The organism is Pseudomonas sp. MDV22-iso1 (assembly GCF_058145095.1).
This window is the reverse complement of record NZ_JBYVMF010000008.1, coordinates 42689-62623: the sequence shown is the minus strand read 5'-3', so window position 1 is coordinate 62623 and position 19935 is coordinate 42689. Positions and strand designations below refer to the sequence as shown.

19 protein-coding genes are annotated in these 19935 nt (G+C 59.1%); 13 read left to right on the top strand and 6 right to left on the bottom strand.

Features of this window, described 5'->3' with window-relative positions:
* Positions 1-138: 138 nt before the first annotated feature.
* The 7 genes from mreC to tldD all read left to right on the top strand — a co-directional run bounded on the left by mreC (position 139) and on the right by tldD (position 10224).
* On the top strand, positions 139-1275 hold the full coding sequence (gene mreC / locus AC3ZVB_RS11660) for a rod shape-determining protein MreC (protein ID WP_490146652.1): 1137 nt from the start codon (positions 139-141) through the stop codon (positions 1273-1275).
* Positions 1275-1766 (top strand): rod shape-determining protein MreD, encoded by a 492-nt coding sequence (gene mreD / locus AC3ZVB_RS11655; RefSeq protein ID WP_045061471.1) that lies wholly within the window; start codon positions 1275-1277, stop codon positions 1764-1766. The genes mreC and mreD overlap by 1 nt, the downstream gene beginning before the upstream one ends.
* 90 nt (positions 1767-1856) lie before the next feature.
* Positions 1857-2453 carry a Maf family protein gene (locus AC3ZVB_RS11650; RefSeq protein ID WP_490146596.1) on the top strand — a complete coding sequence of 199 codons (597 nt, stop codon included), beginning with the start codon at positions 1857-1859 and terminating at the stop codon, positions 2451-2453.
* Between the two features lie 57 nt (positions 2454-2510).
* Positions 2511-3968, top strand: a complete 1458-nt coding sequence (gene rng, locus AC3ZVB_RS11645) for a ribonuclease G (RefSeq protein ID WP_490146595.1) — start codon at positions 2511-2513, stop codon at positions 3966-3968.
* A 75-nt stretch (positions 3969-4043) separates the two neighbouring features.
* Positions 4044-7847, top strand: coding sequence for a YhdP family protein (locus AC3ZVB_RS11640; protein ID WP_490146594.1), 3804 nt, complete (start codon positions 4044-4046; stop codon positions 7845-7847).
* A 67-nt stretch (positions 7848-7914) separates the two neighbouring features.
* Complete coding sequence (locus AC3ZVB_RS11635) at positions 7915-8769, top strand: carbon-nitrogen hydrolase family protein (protein WP_490146593.1); 855 nt, start codon at positions 7915-7917, stop codon at positions 8767-8769.
* 12 nt (positions 8770-8781) lie between these two features.
* A complete protein-coding gene (tldD, locus tag AC3ZVB_RS11630; protein ID WP_194691406.1) occupies positions 8782-10224 on the top strand; it encodes a metalloprotease TldD in 1443 nt (480 codons plus the stop codon).
* Positions 10225-10291: 67 nt separating this feature from the next.
* Here the strand turns inward: tldD and yjgA are convergent, their stop codons facing one another.
* Positions 10292-10816, bottom strand: a complete 525-nt coding sequence (gene yjgA, locus AC3ZVB_RS11625) for a ribosome biogenesis factor YjgA (RefSeq protein ID WP_033058015.1) — start codon at positions 10814-10816, stop codon at positions 10292-10294.
* A gap of 108 nt (positions 10817-10924) precedes the next feature.
* Between yjgA and pmbA the strand changes: the two genes are divergently transcribed.
* The 6 genes from pmbA (at position 10925) to AC3ZVB_RS11595 (ending at position 16288) form a co-directional block, all read left to right on the top strand.
* Positions 10925-12271 (top strand): metalloprotease PmbA, encoded by a 1347-nt coding sequence (gene pmbA, locus AC3ZVB_RS11620; protein WP_162439243.1) that lies wholly within the window; start codon positions 10925-10927, stop codon positions 12269-12271.
* Positions 12272-12517: 246 nt separating this feature from the next.
* A complete protein-coding gene (locus AC3ZVB_RS11615) occupies positions 12518-12925 on the top strand; it encodes a FagA protein (RefSeq protein ID WP_162439244.1) in 408 nt (135 codons plus the stop codon).
* Positions 12906-14282, top strand: a complete 1377-nt coding sequence (locus tag AC3ZVB_RS11610) for a class II fumarate hydratase (protein WP_490146592.1) — start codon at positions 12906-12908, stop codon at positions 14280-14282. Before AC3ZVB_RS11615 ends, AC3ZVB_RS11610 begins: the two co-directional genes overlap by 20 nt.
* A 27-nt stretch (positions 14283-14309) precedes the next feature.
* Positions 14310-14750: a DUF2753 family protein gene (locus tag AC3ZVB_RS11605; protein WP_162439246.1), complete on the top strand. Its 441-nt coding sequence runs from the start codon at positions 14310-14312 to the stop codon at positions 14748-14750.
* Between the two features lie 2 nt (positions 14751-14752).
* Complete coding sequence (locus AC3ZVB_RS11600; RefSeq protein ID WP_162439247.1) at positions 14753-15364, top strand: superoxide dismutase; 612 nt, start codon at positions 14753-14755, stop codon at positions 15362-15364.
* 30 nt (positions 15365-15394) lie between these two features.
* On the top strand, positions 15395-16288 hold the full coding sequence (locus AC3ZVB_RS11595; RefSeq protein WP_162439248.1) for a ZIP family metal transporter: 894 nt from the start codon (positions 15395-15397) through the stop codon (positions 16286-16288).
* Between the two features lie 19 nt (positions 16289-16307).
* On the opposite strand, the gene AC3ZVB_RS11590 is transcribed toward AC3ZVB_RS11595, so the two are convergent.
* The 5 genes from AC3ZVB_RS11590 to AC3ZVB_RS11570 form a co-directional block, all read right to left on the bottom strand.
* Positions 16308-16583, bottom strand: coding sequence for an HPr family phosphocarrier protein (locus AC3ZVB_RS11590; protein WP_162439249.1), 276 nt, complete (start codon positions 16581-16583; stop codon positions 16308-16310).
* 15 nt (positions 16584-16598) lie between these two features.
* Positions 16599-17456: an RNase adapter RapZ gene (gene rapZ / locus AC3ZVB_RS11585; RefSeq protein ID WP_162439250.1), complete on the bottom strand. Its 858-nt coding sequence runs from the start codon at positions 17454-17456 to the stop codon at positions 16599-16601.
* 2 nt (positions 17457-17458) lie between these two features.
* Positions 17459-17923, bottom strand: a complete 465-nt coding sequence (ptsN, locus tag AC3ZVB_RS11580; RefSeq protein WP_162439251.1) for a PTS IIA-like nitrogen regulatory protein PtsN — start codon at positions 17921-17923, stop codon at positions 17459-17461.
* A 12-nt stretch (positions 17924-17935) separates the two neighbouring features.
* Positions 17936-18244, bottom strand: coding sequence for a ribosome hibernation-promoting factor, HPF/YfiA family (gene hpf, locus AC3ZVB_RS11575; RefSeq protein ID WP_025211856.1), 309 nt, complete (start codon positions 18242-18244; stop codon positions 17936-17938).
* Between the two features lie 73 nt (positions 18245-18317).
* Positions 18318-19811 (bottom strand): RNA polymerase factor sigma-54, encoded by a 1494-nt coding sequence (locus tag AC3ZVB_RS11570; protein ID WP_162439252.1) that lies wholly within the window; start codon positions 19809-19811, stop codon positions 18318-18320.
* Positions 19812-19935 lie beyond the last annotated feature (124 nt).

Below are 19935 nucleotides of genomic sequence, written 5' to 3'. Positions count from 1 at the left end.
TGGCATGCATCTATGCTGTTGAGCGCGCAGGCAGCACTTTGCAGTGCTGCCTGTTGGCGTTTATCTTCTGTCAGTCTGCATCCAGGCCGGTTTGATGCCGTATGAATAAAGAAAACATTTGCCTGGGAGGAGCGGCTTATTAAACCGCTTTTCACCAAAGGGCCTTCACTGGGCGTGCGCTTGTTGGTGCTGGTCGTGCTATCGGTCGCGCTGATGGTGGTCGATGCCCGCTTCACACTGTTCAAGCCAGTGCGTAGCCAAATGTCGCTGGTACTGATGCAGTCCTACTGGATCACCGACCTGCCACAGCGGTTATGGCAGGGTGTGGCCAGCCAGTTTGGCAGCCGGACCGAACTCGTCGCCGAAAACGAAAAACTCAAGACTGAAAACCTGCTGTTGCAGGGCCGCATGCAGAAGCTTGCCGCCCTCACCGAGCAGAACGTTCGGCTGCGCGAGTTGCTCAATTCCTCAGCATTGGTCAACGAAAAGGTCGAAGTCGCCGAGTTGATCGGCATGGACCCCAACCCCTTCACCCATCGCATCATCATCAACAAAGGTGAGCGCGACGGTGTGGTCCTCGGCCAGCCGGTGCTCGACGCCCGTGGCCTGATGGGCCAGGTGGTGGAGTTGATGCCCTACACCTCCCGCGTCCTGCTGCTGACCGACACCACCCACAGCATCCCGGTGCAAGTGAACCGTAACGGTCTGCGGGCGATTGCCAGCGGCACCGGCAATCCGGAACGCCTGGAACTGCGTCACGTGGCCGACACCGCCGACATCAAGGAAGGTGATCTGCTGGTCAGCTCCGGCCTGGGTCAGCGCTTCCCGGCGGGTTATCCCGTAGCGACGGTCAAGGAAGTGATTCACGACTCCGGTCAACCCTTCGCCATTGTTCGCGCCGTACCCACTGCCGCATTGAACCGCAGCCGCTACTTGCTGCTGGTGTTCAGCGACGGTCGTACGGCCGAAGAGCGTGCCAATGAAGCCGCCCAGGCTCAGGAGGCGCTGGATCAGTATGGTGGTGGCCCGGTTATTCCTCCCGCCGTATCGAAGCCGGCCATTGTGCCTGCAGCGGTGGCGGCTCCTGCCGCTCCTGTAGCACCGGCTGCCGCAACACCGGCCGCACCGGCCACACCGGCCACACCGGCCACACCGGTCGCGCCGACCCCGGCCAAACCTGCCGCATCCAAACCTCCTGCCAAACCACCCGCTGCCGCCAAGCCTGCTGCCAAGCCGCCTGTCTCCGCGCCGGCTTCCACTGGGGGACGAGAATAATGGTCGGTACGACTGCTTCCCGAAATGGCTGGATTGTCTGGCTGACGTTTGCCATCGGCATGCTGCTCAGCGTTTCACCGCTGCCGCAGTTCATGGAAATTCTCCGTCCTTTGTGGCTGGCACTGCTGCTGGCCTTCTGGGCATTGGCGATGCCGCAGAAAGTCGGCATGGTCACTGCGTGGTGCCTGGGCCTTGCTGAAGATGTGCTGTATGGCACCTTGCTGGGGCAAAACGCGTTGATCCTGACGCTCATCACCTTCCTGGTGCTGTCGCTGCAACAGCGCCTGCGGATGTTCCCGATGTGGCAGCAAAGCCTGGTGATCCTGGTGATCTTCGGCCTCGCACAACTTGTTCAATTGTGGCTCAGTGCCCTGACCGGCAATCGTCAGCCAACGTTGGCGCTGGTATTGCCGGCACTGGTCAGTGCCTTGCTCTGGCCATGGATCAGCTACGGTTTGCGCGGTTTGCGTCGACGCTACAAAATCAATTAATCCGGTCAGGCATTGGCCTGCACCTGTGACCTGTCTCGCCAATAAGGAACAGCATTTGTGAGACAGGGCACTGGACAGGGAGATGTCGTGATGAAACAGCTTTACCTCGCCTCAGGCTCGCCACGTCGCCGTGAACTGCTCACGCAGATTGGTGTGCCGTTCTCCGCCATCAGCGCGGACATCGATGAAACCCCTCTGATTCATGAATCCCCCTCGGCGTATGTCGAGCGCCTGGCGCGCGGCAAAGCCGAGGCCGGGCGCGGCACAGTCCTGTCCGCCGCAGAGTGTTGCGTGCTGGGCGCCGATACTGCCGTGGTACTGGACGGGAAAATTCTTGGCAAGCCGGTGGACGAAGCTGACGCGTGCGCCATGCTTATGATGTTGTCCGGACGTGAACATGAAGTTCTGACAGCCATCGCACTGCTTGATGGAGAGCGATGCGAGTCGAGGGTAGTGCGCAGTCAGGTGCGTTTTCGCAACATCGGTCCTGAAGAAGCTGCGGCCTACTGGGTCAGCGGTGAGCCTCGGGACAAGGCGGGTGGCTATGGCATTCAGGGGCTCGGCGCGGTGTTTGTTGCCCAGCTCAATGGCAGCTACTCGGCGGTGGTCGGATTGCCGCTGTGCGAAACCGCAGAACTGCTGGGCCATTTCGGCATACCCTGTTGGCAAACCCTTAACGCGCTCTGAGCGTCGTAATGACAAGATGCGGCCATTATCGTGAACATGCCTGAACGAGACCCTGCCATGAGTGAAGAGATCCTGATCAACATCACGCCGATGGAATCGCGCGTGGCGGTGGTTGAAAACGGTGTTCTGCAAGAAGTTCATGTCGAGCGCACGCAAAAGCGCGGGATCGTCGGCAACATCTATAAAGGCAAGGTCGTACGGGTCCTGCCAGGTATGCAGGCGGCCTTCGTCGACATCGGCCTGGACCGTGCCGCCTTCATTCATGCTTCGGAAATTTCCCTGCGCGAAGGCCCGGCGGTCGAGAGCATCAGCGCGCTGGTTCACGAAGGCCAAAGCCTGGTCGTGCAAGTCACCAAAGATCCTATCGGTTCCAAAGGCGCGCGCCTGACGACGCAATTGTCGATTCCATCGCGTTACCTGGTGTACATGCCGCGCACCGCGCACGTCGGTATCTCGCTGAAAATCGAAGACGAAGCCGAGCGTGAACGACTCAAGCAAGTGGTGACCGATTGCGTGGCCAAGGAAGGTATCAAGGAAGCCGGCGGATTCATTTTGCGGACCGCGGCTGAAGGCGCCGGCGCCGATGAAATCCTGATGGACATCCGCTACCTGCGCAGGCTCTGGGACCAGATCAACGACCAGATAAAAACCATCAGCGCACCCAGTGTGATCTACGAAGACCTCGGCCTGGCGTTACGCACCTTGCGCGACCTGGTCAGCCCGAAGATCGAAAAGATCCGCATCGATTCCCGGGAAACTTTCCAGAAAACCACACAGTTCGTCGCCGAACTGATGCCGGAAATTGCCGATCGTCTGGAACACTACCCTGGCGAACGGCCCATTTTTGATCTGTACGGCGTTGAGGACGAAATCCAGAAAGCCCCTGAGCGTAAAGTCCCGCTCAAATCCGGTGGCTACCTGGTGGTGGATCCGGCGGAAGCCATGAGCACCATCGACGTCAACACCGGGGCATTCGTCGGTCATCGCAACCTCGAAGAAACCATCTTCAAGACCAACCTCGAAGCGGCGACGGCCATTGCTCGACAACTGCGCCTGCGCAACCTCGGCGGGATCATCATCATCGATTTCATCGACATGGAAGATGAAGAGCACCAGCGTCAGGTATTGCGCACGCTCGAGAAGCAGCTGGAACGCGATCACGCCAAGACCAACATTATCGGCATTACCGAGCTGGGCCTGGTGCAGATGACCCGCAAGCGCACCCGCGAAAGTCTCGAACAAGTGCTGTGCGAGCCCTGCAGCAGTTGCCAGGGTCGCGGCAAGCTCAAGACGCCGGAAACCGTCTGCTACGAAATCTTCCGCGAAATCCTCCGTGAGGCTCGCGCCTATCAGGCGGAAGGCTATCGTGTATTGGCAAACCAGAAAGTTGTCGATCGTCTGCTCGATGAAGAGTCGGGCAACGTTGCGGAACTGGAAGGATTTATCGGTCGCACCATTCGGTTCCAGGTAGAAACCATGTATTCCCAGGAACAATACGACGTGGTGCTGCTCTGAAACGCTGTGTTGCAAACCAAATAGAACAGCTGGTCTCAGCTTTTAGCAGTTTTAACGCCATGGGAGCCAACTGACATGGACCGTCTGACACGCATATTGGCCGCACTGACCCGCTGGGGTCTGGGCCTGTGCGCGTTGGTTCTGGTGTTGATGGCGCTTTACGTCAGCCTCGGCCGGGAGCTGACACCGCTGGTGGCCGAATACCGGGCCGAAGTCGAGGACAAGGCTGGTGCTGCCTTGGGCATGCCGCTGCACATCGGTGAACTGGAAGGAAACTGGAGCGGTTTTGCGCCCATCCTGCTGGCTCACGATGTGATGGTAGGTGAAGGCGCCAATTCGCTGCGTCTGGATCAGGTGCGCGCCGTGCCTGACCTGTGGGCCAGTTTGCTGGCTCGTGAAGTGCGCATCGCTCATCTCGAACTGAACGGCCTGAAGATCAGTCTCAAGGAAGGCGAGGACGGTCATTGGGCGCTGGAAGGTTTGCCGGTCCAGCAGGATCAACCGCTGGATCCGGAGCAGTTGCTCAATCGCATGCAGATGGTTCAGCAGCTGTCGATTCTCGACAGCCAAGTGACTTTGCAGCCACTGGATCATCCTCCGCTCACCTTGACGTACGTCGGCGTAAATCTGAAGACCGGCGCTTCACGCCAACGAATCGATGCCCGACTGACCCTGCCCGATGGTCAGCCAGTTGCCCTGAGCCTGCGCACCCGCATACGCGCCAGCGATTGGCAGAATGGCGAGGCCGATGCCTACCTCAGCCTGCCGCAAAGTGATTGGTCGAAGTGGCTGCCCGAGCGTCTCACCCAGCAATGGAATTTTTCCGAGATCAAGGCCGGTGGAGAGCTCTGGTTCAATTGGAACAAAGGCGCTCTGCAACGTGGTGCCGTTCGGTTGAATGCACCGCAACTCAAGGGTGCCTACGCCGAGCGCAAACCGGTCCAGATCAACAATCTGGCGCTCAACGGCTATTTTCAACGCAGTTCCCAAGGCATCCTGGTGACGCTGGACTCTTTGTCGATGAACCTCGGCGAAACCCGTTGGGAGACCCGCCTGCAGCTCAAGCAGACCTCCGCCAGTGGCAAGTCCGATGAACTGTGGCACCTGCAAGCCGATCGCCTGGACCTCACCCCGCTGACCCCGTTATTGAATGCGCTGGGGCCACTGCCCGAAGGCGTGGCGACGGCGGTCGAGCGTCTCAAGGTCACGGGTGGTCTGCGTAACATGCTGATCGACTTCCGGCCCAACGCGACAGACAACAGCAAGTTCAGCTTTGCCGCCAACCTCGACCGCGTAGGCTTCGATGCCTACCACGGCGCTCCAGCGGCGCGTAATGTGAGTGGCAGCATCAGCGGCGACCTGGGTCAGGGTGAGCTGCGCATGGACAGCAAGGATTTTTCCCTGCACCTCGATCCGATTTTCGCCAAGCCGTGGCAATACATTCAGGCCAACGCCCGATTGACCTGGAAGCTCGATAAAGAAGGTTTCACCCTGATCGCGCCCTACCTGAAGGTCCTGGGCGAAGAGGGAAAGATTGCCGGCGATTTCCTGATCCGCCTGCATTTCGACCATACCCAGGAAGACTACATGGACCTGCGGGTCGGCCTGGTGGATGGCGATGGCAAATACACGGCGAAATACTTGCCTGAGGTGCTGAGCCCGGCCCTGGACGAATGGCTGCGCACTGCCATTCTCAAAGGGGCCGTGGACGAAGGATTCTTCCAGTATCAGGGCTCGCTGAACCATGGCGCCGCTGACACTGCGCGCAGCATCAGCCTGTTCTTCAAGGTTCACGACGCAGAACTGGCCTTCCAGCCGGGATGGCCACATGTAAGCAAGGTCAGCGGCGACGTGTTCATCGAAGACAGCGGCGTGCGGATTCTCGCCAGCAAGGGGCAATTGCTCGATACCCAGGTTCGCGATATCTACGTCAACATTCCCCATGTTCTTGCAGGCAAGAACAGTCATCTGTTCCTTGATGGCGCGTTCTCTGGCGTACTGGGCGATGGCCTGAAAATCCTCCAGACAGCACCGATAGGCACTGCGGAAACCTTTGCCGGTTGGGAAGGCGAGGGCGAGCTGCAAGGTAAGTTGAAACTGGATATTCCTCTGGCCAAAGGCGAGCAGCCGCAGATTCTTGTCGACTTCAAGACCGCCAAGGCACGACTGAAATTGCGCGACCCCGCCTTGGAGCTGACGCAGCTCAAGGGGGATTTCCGTTTCGACAGCGCCAAGGGGCTGAGCGGGCAAAACATTTCGGCGCGCGCTTTCGATAAACCGGTGAGTGCACAGATTTTTGCGGACGGCAGCGCGGGTAATCTCAAGACCCGTGTGACGGCATCGGGTCAGGTGGAGGTCAAGAAACTCACGGACTGGCTGAGCGTCACCCAGCCATTGCCGGTGTCCGGCCTGATTCCTTATCAACTGCAACTGAACATCGGCGGCCCTGACAGCCAGTTACTGGTCAGCTCCAACCTCAAAGGCGTCGCCGTTGATTTGCCGGCTCCCTTCGGCATGACGGCTGAAACGGGGCGCGACACGACATTCCGCATGACCCTGCAAGGCACGGATCGGCGTTACTGGGTCAATTACGGCGAGCTGGCGAACTTCACCTATGAAGCGCCGGCCGGAAACTTCAACGACGGTCGCGGTGAGTTGCTTCTTGGTGGCGGACGAGCGGTTGTTCCGGGCGCCAAGGGGCTTCGGGTACGGGGCACGCTGTCGGAACTGGATATCGGCCCCTGGAAAGACCTGGCGGACAAATATGCCGGCCAGGATCCGGGTGGTAGTGCCAAACAGTTGCTCAGCAGCGCAGACTTGAAAATCGGCAAGCTCAGCGCTTTCGGCACGACCCTTGATCAGGCGTCGGTGCAGGTCAATCGCAAACCGGCCGCGTGGGCGTTGCAACTCGACAGTCAGCAGGTAAAGGGTTCGGTCGGTCTTCCCGATGCGAAATCCGCACCGATTGCGATCAATCTGCAAACCGTACGTTTGCCCGCACCGGATCCGACGGTCCTCGCCGACGAAAATTCGCCAGACCCGCTGGCCTCAGTGGACCCGACGAAAATCCCGGCACTGGATATCACCATCAACCAGTTGTACCAGGGAAAGGACCTGGTGGGCGCCTGGTCGCTGAAGGTCCGTCCGACGGCCAAGGGCATTGCGCTGAATACGCTGGATCTTGGGCTCAAGGGGATCTTGTTGCAGGGTAGCGGCGGCTGGGAAGGCACGCCCGGTGCTTCGAACAGTTGGTACAAAGGCCGGATCAGCGGCAAGAACCTCGCTGATGTGTTGAAGGGCTGGGGGTTTGCGCCGAGTGTCACCAGTGAAGATTTCCATATGGATGTCGACGGTCGCTGGCCAGGCTCACCCGCTTGGCTGGCCACCAAGCGCTTCTCCGGCACCCTCGATGCGTCGTTGAATAAGGGGCAGTTTGTCGAGGTTGAAGGCAGTGCCCAGGCCTTGCGAGTGTTTGGCCTGCTCAATTTCAACTCGATCGGTCGACGCTTGCGCCTGGATTTCTCCGACCTGTTTGGCAAAGGCTTGAGTTACGACCGGGTCAAAGGCCTGTTGGTGGCGACCAACGGTGTGTACGTCACCCGTGAGCCGATCCGGATGACGGGACCGTCCAGCAACATCGAACTCAACGGGACGCTGGACCTGGTGGGTGACAAGGTCGACGCCAAGCTGATGGTCACCTTACCGGTCACCAACAACCTGCCGATCGCGGCGCTGATCGTCGGCGCACCGGCTATCGGCGGCGCTTTGTTCCTGATCGACAAGCTGATCGGTGACAGTGTGTCGCGGTTCGCCAGCGTCAAGTACACCGTCAAAGGCCCGTGGAAAGAGCCGAAGATCACCTTCGACAAGCCTTTTTGAAATCATGTCTTTGGTCCGATGGAGTAGCATGGCAGCTCCTGTATTGATTTCAAGTAAGGAAAAGGCCATGTCCATAGCGGTGATTCAGATGGTCAGCCAGAGCGATGTACTGGCCAATCTGGTCCAGGCTCGACGTCTGCTTGAACAGGCGGCTGAAGGTGGCGCGCGCCTTGCGGTGCTACCGGAAAACTTCGCCGCCATGGGCCGTCGAGACATCGCTGACATCGGTCGCGCCGAAGCATTGGGCGACGGACCGATCCTTCCCTGGTTGAAACAGGCCTCCCGCGACCTCAAGTTATGGATAGTGGCCGGCACCTTGCCGTTGCCGCCGGTGGATCAACCGACGGCAAAAGCCAATGCCTGCTCATTGCTGGTGGACGATCAGGGCGAAACAGTGGCGCGCTACGACAAACTCCACCTGTTCGATGTGGATGTGGCAGACACTCGCGGGCGTTATCGCGAATCCGATGACTATGCTTATGGCAGTGGCGTCGTGGTGGCGGATACACCTGTCGGCCGAGTTGGCCTGACGGTGTGTTACGACTTGCGCTTCCCGGAGCTGTACAGCGAATTACGCGCTGCCGGTGCGGAGTTGATCACCGCGCCGTCAGCCTTTACCGCCGTGACCGGGGAAGCACATTGGGACGTGTTGATCCGGGCCCGGGCTATCGAGACACAATGCTACGTGCTCGCGGCGGCTCAGGGTGGAACGCACCCCGGCCCCCGAGAAACCTGGGGCCATGCCGCGATCATCGATCCTTGGGGGCGTGTGTTGGCGCAGCAGGATAAAGGCGAGGCCGTGCTGCTGGCCGAACGCGATAGCAGCGAACAGGCGTCCATCAGGGCGCGGATGCCGGTGTCCAGTCACCGGCGCTTTTTCTCGCAGGGCGCACAGCGACCTGCCTCAGAACGACGAATTTAAGGCGTAAAGCATATGAGCGAGTTGTTGTCCTCAGTCAGTGAACACCTCCTGGCGCCCGGCGGCGTAACCATCGAGAGCCTGCAAGGTGTGCTCGGGGATCTGGCCGGCCCGGGCATCGATGCCGCGGACCTGTATTTCCAGGGCCAGATCTCCGAGTCCTGGGCGCTGGAAGACGGCATCGTCAAGGAAGGTAGCTTCAACCTCGATCAAGGCGTCGGCGTGCGTGCACAATCGGGGGAGAAAACCGGTTTCGCCTACAGCAACGCCATCACCCTCGAAGCCCTCGGCGCAGCAGCCCGCGCGGCGCGTTCGATTTCCCGCGCTGGGCAGAACGGCACCGTGCAAGCGTTCACCACGCAAGATGTGGCGCAGTTGTACGGTCCCGACAACCCGTTGGAAGTGATGAGCCGTGCGGAAAAAGTCGAATTGCTCAAACGTATCGACGTCGCGACCCGGGCCCTTGATCCGCGTATCCAGCAGGTTACGGTGAGCATGGCCGGTGTCTGGGAGCGCATCCTTGTAGCCTCTACCGACGGCAGCCTGGCGGCAGATGTGCGGCCGCTGGTGCGTTTCAATGTCAGTGTGATTGTCGAGCAGAACGGGCGTCGAGAGCGTGGCGGTCATGGCGGCGGTGGTCGTACCGATTACCGTTATTTCCTCAGTGATGACCGAGCCATGGGGTATGCCCGTGAAGCGCTGCGTCAGGCGTTGGTCAATCTCGAAGCTATTCCTGCGCCTGCGGGTACATTGCCAGTGGTATTGGGTTCCGGCTGGTCCGGCGTGCTGCTGCACGAGGCAGTCGGTCACGGTCTGGAAGGCGATTTCAACCGCAAGGGCAGTTCGGCATACAGCGGGCGGATGGGCGAGATGGTTGCATCCAAGCTCTGCACGATCGTGGATGACGGCACGCTGGCCGGCCGTCGCGGGTCGCTGAGTGTCGACGACGAAGGTACGCCGACCGAGTGCACCACGTTGATCGAAAACGGCGTACTCAAAGGGTACATGCAGGACAAGCTCAATGCGCGACTGATGGGCGTAGCCCGCACCGGTAACGGTCGTCGCGAATCCTACGCACACTTGCCAATGCCACGCATGACCAACACTTACATGCTGGCAGGCGAAAGCGATCCGGAGGAAATCATTGCTTCGGTAAAACGCGGTATTTACTGCGCCAACCTGGGTGGCGGTCAGGTCGACATCACCAGCGGCAAGTTCGTGTTCTCCACCAGCGAAGCGTATCTGATCGAAGACGGCAAGATCACGGCCCCGGTCAAAGGCGCAACGTTGATCGGCAACGGACCTGAAGCCATGAGCAAGGTGTCGATGGTCGGTAATGACCTGTCGCTGGACAGCGGCGTAGGGACGTGTGGCAAGGATGGGCAGTCGGTGCCGGTGGGTGTCGGCCAGCCAACGTTGAAGATTGATGCGATCACCGTGGGTGGCACAGGATCGTAAGAAACATGCATCTCCCGCATAGGAGCTGCCGAAGGCTGCTCCTACAGGGGATGTGGTTGGTCGTTACTCAGCGCAGACCGCGTTGAGTCTCGTCCAGCTCACGGATGTACTTGAAGATTTTACGGCTCGAAGCCGGTGGCTTGTTGGTCGCCAATTCGTGCTGGGCCTGACGGATCAGGGAGCGCAGTTGTTGACGATCAGCCTCCGGGTAGTCGACCACGAACTTCTCCAGGACCGCATCGTCGCCCGCGATCAAGCGATCGCGCCAGCGTTCCAGGCCATGGAAACGTTCGTTGTACTGCCGGGTGGAGGCATCGAGTTGATCGAGCAGAGTCAGAATGGCGTCAGTGTCCTGGTCGCGCATCAGTTTGCCGATGAACATAAGGTGCCGTTTACGCGCGATATTCGCGGTGTGCTTGGGCGCATCGGCCAGTGCCCGGCGCATGGCGTCGGTCAAGGGCAGTTTTGCCAGCAAGTCAGGCTTGAGTGTTGTAAGGCGCTCGCCAAGATCAACCAGAGCATGCAGCTCGCGTTTGACCTGGGATTTGCTTTTTTCTCCCGTATCGAGGGAGTCGTCGTAAGAATCAACCATGGTGGCCGTCCGCAAAGAATCGCCGCCATGATAACCAGTCGGGGGCCGCTTGTCCGGCCCGGTCGATCGAAGACCCTCGCCGAAAGCAGAATTTGAGTGGAGAACAGCATGAGTGCAGTTGAAAGCGTCGGCCCACAAGCGTTGCCGGCACTGCAGGAACAAGTCGAGCAGATCATCGCTGAAGCCAAACGCCAAGGCGCCAGTGCCTGCGAAGTGGCCGTTTCCCTGGAGCAGGGCCTGTCGACTTCGGTTCGCCAGCGTGAAGTCGAAACCGTCGAATTCAATCGCGATCAGGGCTTCGGCATCACCTTGTACGTGGGTCAGCGCAAAGGCTCGGCCAGCACCTCCGCCAGTGGGCCGGAAGCCATTCGCGAAACCGTTGCTGCCGCACTGGCGATCGCCAGGCACACCTCCGAAGACGAGGCCTCGGGCCTGGCTGATGCTGCGCTGATGGCCAAGGATCTTAAGGACTTCGACCTGTTCCACGAATGGGACATCACTCCTGAGCAGGCCATCGAGATGGCGCTGACCTGTGAAGCCGCGGCGTTTGCCGCGGACAGCCGGATCAAGAATGCTGACGGCACGACCCTGAGTACGCACCAGGGCTGCCGCGTCTATGGCAACAGCCACGGGTTCATTGGCGGCTATGCATCAACTCGGCATAGCCTGAGCTGCGTGATGATCGCCGAAGCCGACGGCCAGATGCAGCGCGATTACTGGTACGACGTGAGCCGTCAGGGCAATTTGCTCGCCGACCCTGTGAGTATCGGCCAGCGTGCTGCTCAGCGTGCTGCGAGCCGGTTGGGTGCGCGCCCGGTGCCGACGTGCGAAGTGCCGGTGCTGTTTTCCGCGGAATTGGCCGGTGGTCTGTTCGGCAGTTTCCTCTCGGCGATTTCCGGCGGCAGTCTGTATCGCAAATCGTCATTCCTTGAAGGCACTTTGGGGCAGAAGCTGTTTCCGGAGTGGCTGACTATTGATGAGCGTCCGCACTTGATGCGCGCCATGGGCAGCTCGGCGTTTGACGGTGATGGTCTTGCCACCTACGCCAAACCGTTCGTCGAAAAGGGCGAGTTGGTGTCGTACATCCTGGGTACCTATTCCGGTCGCAAGCTCGGTATGCCGAGTACCGCCAACGCCGGAGGGGTACACAACCTGTTCGTCACCCATGGCGACGAAGATCAGGCTGCCTTGTTGCGCCGCATGGGCCGAGGCCTGTTGGTGACCGAATTAATGGGCCAGGGTTTGAATATGGTCACCGGCGACTACTCCCGTGGCGCAGCGGGTTACTGGGTCGAAAACGGCGAAATCCAGTTCGCGGTCCAGGAGGTCACCATTGCCGGCAACATGCGCGACATGTTCAAGCAGATCGTTGCCGTGGGTAACGACCTGGAACTGCGTAGCAACATTCGCACGGGTTCGGTATTGATCGAGCGGATGACGGTGGCGGGTAGCTAACCCTTACCGCAATGCCAAAAAGGCGCACCACCCAATTGGGTGGCGCGCCTTTTTTATTGGGCTCATGAAAAACCTTGTGGGAGTGGGCTTGCCCGCGATGGCGGTGTGTAAGGCGACATGGATGTGGGTATACGGGCCTCATCGCGTGCAAGCCCGCTCCCACAATGAACTCGCTATATCGCTGGGGTTGTGTTGGTTCTCATTATCATATAATAATAAATCTCATTACCGAATGAGCCCCGGATCATGAGTTCTGCCTTGCACGAGCAGCCCTATCAAGAAAGCTGGCGCTGGATGAGTCGCCAGATTCGTTGCGCAATGGACCCCGACGAGCCGCGCCTGATCGAGCATTACCTGGCTGAAGGCCGGTATTTGGCATGTTGCACGGCGACTTCTCCCTGGACCATCGCCGAAACCTCTTTTCGTCTCCTGCTCGATACCGCGGCCGATGTCGCGCTGCCGTGGCACTGGCGAAGCCTGTGTCTGGATCAGGCCTGGCGTCCATTGCGAGATCTGGAGCGCCTGTCTTTGTGCAAATGCCGACTCAAACGCTGGCAAAGCTACACCTGGCAACTGGCGACCTGCGAGTTGCAACCCTCGATTTCCCTTATAGAACTGGTGCAAGGATTTTCTGATGACCAAGACACGTATTGAGCGCGACAGCATGGGCGAGCTGCATGTCCCGGTAGATGCGCTCTACGGCGCACAGACCCAACGTGCAGTGGACAACTTCCCGATCAGTGGCAAGCCGATGCCCGTTCAGTTCATTCGGGCGCTGATCCTGGCCAAAGCGGCAGCCGCCCGTGCCAACGTTGAGCTCAAGCAAATCAGCGAATCCCAGGGCAAGGCGATTGTCGATGCCGCGCAAGGCCTGCTCGAAGGCGACTTCATGCAGCACTTTCCGGTGGACATCTTCCAGACCGGTTCCGGCACCAGTTCCAACATGAACGCCAACGAAGTGATCGCCACGCTGGCCAGCCGTTTGCTGGGCGAGTCGGTCAATCCCAACGATCATGTCAACTGCGGCCAGAGCAGCAACGACATCATCCCGACCACCCTTCACGTGAGCGCCGCGCTGGCGTTGCACGAGCAACTGCTTCCAGCGCTGTTGCGGCTTGTAGAGGTCATCGAGCGCAAGGCTGAGGAGGTCCATCACCACGTCAAGACCGGCCGCACGCACCTGATGGATGCGATGCCAGTACGCATGAGCCAGGTCCTCAACGGTTGGGCACAACAGCTCAAGGCCAACATCGGCCACTTGCAGGACTTGCTGCCAAGCCTTCAATCCCTGGCTCAGGGCGGAACGGCGGTCGGCACTGGCATCAACGCTCATCCCGAATTTGCGGCGCGGTTCAGCGAGCAGCTGAGCAAACTGACTCTCGTGCCGTTCACGCCGGGTAAGGATCTATTTGCGCTCATTGGCTCGCAGGACACTGCTGTCAGCGTCTCTGGCCAGTTAAAAGCCACGGCGGTGTCGCTGATGAAAATCGCCAACGATCTGCGCTGGATGAATTCCGGCCCGCTGGCCGGTCTCGGCGAAATCGAACTTGAAGCGTTGCAGCCTGGCTCTTCTATTATGCCGGGCAAGGTCAATCCGGTGATTCCGGAAGCCACTGCCATGGTCGCCGCCCAGGTGATCGGCAACGACACGGTGATCACCATCGCCGGTCAGTCGGGCAATTTCGAACTCAACGTGATGCTGCCGATCATCGCCCAGAACCTGCTCAGCAGCATCGAGCTGCTGGCCAACTCCAGCCATCTGCTGGGCGAGAAGGCCATTGCCAGCTTCAAGGTCAACGAAGCCAGGCTCAAGGAAGCGCTGTCACGCAACCCGATCCTGGTGACAGCACTGAACCCGATCATTGGTTACCAAAAAGCCGCCGAGATTGCCAAGAAGGCCTATCAGCAGGGCCGCCCGGTAATCGATGTCGCTTTGGAACATACCGACCTGACACGCAGCCAACTGGAAGAGCTACTCAATCCAGAGAAGCTCACTGCAGGCGGCGTGTAATCACCGCAATCGCTTTGGAGGCTCACCATGGAGCATTGGAAACGCACGATCGAAAGGGCAAACCGTTGTTTCATGCTGGGCGAACTGGTCGATGCCCGAGAGGCCTACTTGCAGGCATTGGCGCTGGCCCAAGTGTTGTTCGAACGCTGGCGGGACGCTGATGAAGCGGTTGCGGCCTGCGTGATCTCCCACCACAACCTGGCGGACTTGCATTTGCGTCTGAATCAGCCGGAGGAGAGCGCCGAGTACTTGTGCGCCATCCACCAGCGGCTGCTGCAGACCATGCAGAACGCGCGACTGGCACCGGCGCTGCGTGAAGCCGCGTTGCGTCAAAGCAGTAAAACCTATGTCGAGCTTTTGAACTTCATCAGTGAGCACGGTGAATACCCTCGTACTCATCGCCTGCTGCACATCGATGCCGCTTCAGCTGCCAATCCACCTGCGTCTCTTCATCATGGAGTTCACTGAAAATGGCTTTTACCTTGCCTGCATTGCCTTACGCCTACGATGCACTGGAACCGCACATTGATGCCAAGACCATGGAGATCCATTACACCAGGCACCACCAGACTTATATCAACAACCTGAACGCCGCCGTCGAAGGCACCGAATTCGCCGAGTGGCCAGTGGAGAAACTGGTGGCTGCCGTTCAGCAACTTCCTGAAAAACTTCGAGCAGCGGTCATCAACCAGGGCGGCGGACACGCCAATCATTCGCTGTTCTGGGAAGTGATGGCACCACAGGGTGGCGGCACACCTGAAGGTGCGCTGGCCAAGGCGATTGAAGAGCAGTTGGGTGGTCTGGACAGCTTCAAGGACGCGTTCACCAAGGCCGCACTGACCCGATTCGGCAGTGGCTGGGCCTGGTTGAGTGTCACCCCGCAGAAGACCCTGATCGTCGAAAGCAGCGGTAACCAGGACAGCCCATTGATGAATGGCAACACGCCCATCCTCGGCCTGGACGTCTGGGAACACGCCTATTACCTGCAGTATCAAAACCGCCGTCCGGAATACATCAATGCGTTTTACAACGTGATCAATTGGCCGGAAGTCGCAGCGCGCTATCAGGCTGCGCTGAGCTAAGTCTTCTATAAATACCAACCAAGGCTGATTATGGGCACTGAAACACTGGCGACCGGAAGTGGACGAATGTTTCGTTACGCGTTGGGATCGCTACTACTGCTGGCGGGCATGTCGTTGTTGTTTGTCCAGGGGCTGGCATGGCTGGATCTTGAGCCGAAACTGATGCGCGCATTGCAAGGCGGGGCTATCTGCGCCTTGGGTACGGCCTTGGGCGCGGTGCCGGTTCTGGTCATTCGGCGGATGCCTCAGACCGTGAGCGATACGCTACTGGGTTTCGGTGCCGGGGTGATGCTGGCGGCGACGGCGTTCTCGCTTATCGTGCCAGGCATCTCTGCTGCTGAAGGTCTGGGTCTGTCGCCTTGGGCCGCCAGTGGCCTGATCAGTTTTGGCATCATGCTCGGCGCGTTCGGGTTGTATCTGGTCGACCTGAAAGTCTCTGGCGCCAGTCCGGAAATGTTGGTCGGCACGCTGGAGCGACCGGTGATTCCGCCGCGGATCTGGTTGTTCGTGTTTGCCATCATCGCCCACAACATTCCCGAAGGCATGGCCGTCGGTGTTTCGGCAGGTGGTGGAATGCCTGATGCCGACAGCCTGGCGATGGGCATCGCGTTGCAGGACGTGCCGGAAGGGCTGGTAATCGCGCTGGTGTTGGCGGGGGCGGGCATGTCCAGGGTGAGGGCATTTCTGATTGGTGCAGCGTCAGGGCTGGTTGAGCCGGTTTTCGCACTGCTGTGCGCCTGGCTGGTCAGCCTTGCTGAGCTGCTACTACCGCTAGGACTGGCGCTGGCTGCCGGGGCGATGCTGTTGGTGGTCACGCACGAAGTCATCCCCGAGTCGCGCCGTAACGGTCACGACAAACTGGCCAGCCTTGGGTTGCTGATCGGGTTTTGTCTGATGATGGTGATGGATACGGCGCTGGCCTGAGGTTAAAGATCTTTTGGTTTTACTCGCCTTCGCCGAAGTAGTCGTTGATCAACGCTTTGAGATCATCAAGCGCCTTTTGCTCATCTTCGCCTTCGGTGCTGATGTAAATTTTGGTCCCCTTGCCGGCCGCGAGCATCATCATTGCCATGATGCTTTTGCCGTCGACCGTTGATTCCGGCGTGCGTCCTACTCTGATCGTGCAATCCTTGAACTGCCCGGCGACGCCGACAAATTTTGCAGAAGCGCGAGCGTGCAGGCCCAGCTTGTTGATGATTTCGATTTCCAGAGCAGGCATCGCGATGTGAATCCTTTAGCTGAGGTCGCGGTGGCGGACCTGGACGTTCTTCAGGGATTGTTGCAGGGTCTGACCCAGGCGTTCGGTCAGGTAGACGGAGCGGTGATGCCCGCCGGTACAGCCAATAGCGATGGTGACATACGCGCGGTTGCTCGCGGCAAATCTTGGTAGCCATTTGAGCAGGTAGGTGGAAATGTCCTGGAACATCTCCTCTACGTCCGGTTGCGCTGCCAGGTAGTCGGCAACCGGTTGGTCCAGCCCGGACTGCTCGCGCAACTCGGGCTTCCAGTACGGATTGGGCAGGCAGCGCACATCGAACACTAGGTCGGCGTCCACCGGCATGCCACGCTTGAACCCGAAAGACTCCACCAGGAACGCCGTGCCGGGCTCAGGCTGATTGAGCAGCCGCAGCTTGATGGTGTCGCGCAGCTGATACAGGTTCAGGTTAGTGGTATTGACCTTGAGGTCAGCCAGGTCGGCGATAGGGCCCAGTAAATTGGTTTCGTCGGAGATCGCCTCGGCCAGCGAGCGATTGGCGTTGCTCAGCGGGTGCCGGCGACGGGTTTCCGAAAAACGCTTGAGCAGTGTTTCCTCGTCGGCGTCCAGGTACAACACATCGCACTTGATGTGTCGGCTGCGGACTTCTTCCAGCAGCTCTGGAAACCGCGACAGGTGGCTTGGCAGGTTACGCGCGTCGATGGACACGGCCACCAGCGGTTGAGCCAGTTCCGTGTGAATCAGTGCGCGTTCGGCCAATTCAGGCAGAAGCCCTGCCGGCAAGTTGTCGATGCAGTAGTAACCGTTGTCTTCAAGGACATCGAGCGCGGTACTTTTACCTGAGCCGGAACGGCCACTGACAATGATCAAGCGCATGATTACTGACCGTTCTGCTCGTCCAGGACAACCTGATACAAGGCTTCATTGCTCGAGGCACTACGCAGTTTTTCGCGCACTTCCTTGCGATCGAGCATGCTGGCGATCTGACGAAGTAGCTCCAGGTGCGCATCGGTGGCGGCTTGCGGGACCAGCAGAACAAACAGCAGGTCAACCGGAGCGCCGTCGATGGCGTCGAAATCGATGGGTGCGTCCAGGTGCATCAATGCACTGATTGGACTTTCGCAGCCTTTGAGGCGGCAGTGGGGGATCGCGATGCCGTTGCCAAAACCGGTAGAACCGAGTTTTTCACGGGCGACCAGGCTCTCGAAGACATCCTGCATGGCCAGATCCGGCACTTCGCGGTGGATTAGGTTGGCAATTTGCTCGAGGGCTTTCTTTTTGCTGCCGCCCGGCACGTTCACGAGGGAACGGCCGGGGGTCAGGATGCTTTCAAGTCGGATCATGGGTTGGGAGTGTTAACGACCGGTTGCGCCCTGGAGGAGGCTCTGGGTCTTTTCCTTATGCTTTTTGAGTTGGCGATCCAGCTTGTCGGTCAGCAGGTCGATGGCGGCATACATGTCTGAATGCTCTGCGTTGGCGACCACTTCTCCGCCGGGGATATGCAGCGTGGCTTCGATTTTCTGCAGCAGCTTCTCGACAGTCATCGTGACTTGCACGTTTGTGATCTTGTCGAAATGCCTCTCTAACCGGTCGAGTTTTTCGCCGATATAAGTGCGCAGGGGTTCGGTCACTTCCAGTTGGTGTCCACTGATGTTGACTTGCATACAGCTTCTCCTTCGTTGCCAGTGCATAAAGCGGTAGATCAGATGATCTACCACTGGAACGCTGTGGCGTGGCTTACATCAACCGCTTACGTTCGCTCGAAGGCGCGATCCCGAGGGATTCGCGGTACTTGGCGACGGTGCGGCGAGCCACCTGAATGCCTTGTGCCTCCAGTAAACCAGCGATCTTGCTGTCACTCAACGGCTTTTTCTGATTTTCCGCGGCAACCAGTTTTTTGATGATCGCGCGGATCGCCGTGGAAGAGCATTCGCCGCCTTCGGAAGTGCTGACGTGGCTGGAGAAAAAATATTTCAGTTCATAAATGCCCCGGGGGGTATGCATGAATTTTTGCGTGGTTACCCGTGAAATCGTCGACTCGTGCATGCCCACCGCCTCAGCGATGTCATGCAGCACCAGCGGTTTCATGGCTTCGTCGCCATACTCCAGAAAACCGCGCTGATGCTCGACGATCTGGGTGGCTACTTTCATCAACGTTTCGTTGCGGCTTTGCAGGCTCTTGATGAACCAGCGAGCTTCCTGCAACTGATTGCGCATGAAGGTGTTGTCTGCGCTGGTATCGGCGCGGCGAACAAAGCCGGCGTATTGGGCGTTGACCCGCAGTCGAGGCACCGATTCCTGGTTGAGCTCGACCAGCCAGCGTTCGTTGTCCTTGCGCACGATCACATCAGGAACGACGTATTCGGCTTCACTGGATTCGATTTGCGAGCCCGGGCGTGGATTAAGACTCTGAACCAGTTCGATCACCTGGCGCAGTTCGTCTTCCTTCAGCTTCATGCGGCGCATCAGCTGGCTGTAATCACGGCTGCCCAGCAGGTCGATGTAATCGGTGACCAAACGCTTGGCTTCGGCGAGCCAAGGGGTTTTGGCGGGCAACTGGCGCAGTTGCAACAGCAGGCATTCACCCAGGTTACGGGCGGCGATGCCGGCGGGTTCGAATTGCTGGATGCGGTGCAGGACGGCTTCGATTTCATCGAGCTCGATGTCCAGTTCCGGGTCGAAGGCTTCGAGAATTTCCTCGAGGGTTTCGTCCAGATAGCCCTGATTATTGATGCAATCGATCAGGGTCACGGCGATCAGGCGATCAGTGTCGGACATCGGTGCCAGGTTCAGTTGCCATAGCAAGTGGCTTTGCAGGCTTTCGCCGGCGGATGTGCGGGTGGTGAAATCCCACTCGTCGTCATCGTTGCTAGGCAGGCTGCTGGCGCTGGTCTGGTAAACGTCTTCCCACGCGGTATCAACAGGCAACTCGTTGGGGATGCGCTCGTTCCAGTCACCTTCCTCGAGGTTGTCCACCGTAGGGGCGGTTTCCTGGTAGGAGGGTTCCGAAACATCGGCGTTAGGTTGCTGTTCGGCTTTGTCGGCCAAAGGATCGGCGTTGTCGAAGTCGTCGCCTTCTTCCTGGCGTTCGAGCATCGGATTGGACTCCAGAGCCTCCTGGATTTCCTGTTGCAGGTCCAGGGTCGACAATTGGAGAAGGCGGATGGCCTGTTGCAGCTGAGGTGTCATCGTCAGCTGCTGGCCCATTCTCAAGACTAGCGATGGTTTCATGGCAGGGGCTTAAACCTTATTCGCCGGCGCGCTTGCGCCATCCACTACAGGGCGCCGAGGCGCCAAACATAAGCAAATCATATGCCCGAAACCGCAGCGTTTGCCTAGAGCGCTGTAACAATAA